General features: G+C 67.2%; 1 protein-coding gene. It reads right to left on the bottom strand.

The window, feature by feature from the left end:
* Nucleotides 1-1,025 (bottom strand): AMP-binding protein (locus ACFZDL_RS47240; protein WP_391194645.1); only part of this gene is annotated, 1,025 nt, incomplete at both ends.

A 1,025-nucleotide genomic window follows, 5' to 3' on the forward strand; every position in this document is an offset into this window, starting at 1 on the left:
GCGATGTACAGCTCGCCCACCACACCCGGCAGCACCGGCCGCAACCCCGCATCCAGTACGAACATCCGGGTGTTCGCCACCGGACGGCCGATCGGCACCATCGCCCCCTCGGCGTGGAGCGGTGTGGACCGCCAATGCGTCACGTCCACCGATGCTTCCGTCGGGCCGTAGAGGTTGTGGAGCTCGGCGTCCAGGGTTGTGTGGAATCTCCTGGCCAGGTCGCCCGACAGAGCCTCACCGCTGCAGAAGACCCGCCGCAGCCCCGTACAGCCTCGCGCCGCGTCGTGCTGAAGGAAGACCTCCAGCATCGACGGCACGAAGTGGAGCGTGGTGACCGCCTCCTGCTGGATCAGCGACGCCAGGTACTGCGGATCCTTGTGCCCCTCCGGCTTGGCCAGGACGAGCGTGGCCCCCACTGCCAGCGGCCAGAAGAACTCCCACACCGAGACGTCGAAGCTCGACGTCGTCTTCTGCAGGACCCGGTCGTCGCGGTCCAGACCGTATGCGTCCTGCATCCACAGCAGCCGGTTGACGATGCCTTCGTGCGGCACGACCACGCCTTTGGGGAGGCCCGTGGAGCCCGAGGTGTAGATGACGTACGCGGGGCTCCTCGGGTCGAGCTCCCTGGCGGACGGCAGTCGCACGGCGTCCGGCACCTGCCGGGTGCTCAGCGAGTCATACGTTCCCTCATCGATGACCAGGACGGGCTGGGCGTCCTCGATGAGGTGGTCGATGCGGTCCTGCGGATAGGCCGGGTCGATGGGCAGGTACGCCGCCCCGGCCTTGTGAATCGCGTAAAGCGCTACCACCAGCTCGACGGAGCGGGGCAGCTTGACCGCTACGATCCGCTCCGGGCCGACGCCTTGAGAGATGAGGCAGCGGGCGAGTTTGGTGGCTTGTTCGTTGAGCCGGCGGTAGGTGAGTGTGTCGTTGTCGCAGATGAGTGCGGTGTGGTCGGGGGTGCGGGTGGCTTGTTGTTCGAACAGTGCGGGGAGGGTGGTGGGTGGGTATGGGCGGGTGGTGTT

The sequence above is a fragment of the Streptomyces sp. NPDC007917 genome, assembly GCF_042959105.1.
GTDB lineage: Bacteria > Actinomycetota > Actinomycetes > Streptomycetales > Streptomycetaceae > Streptomyces.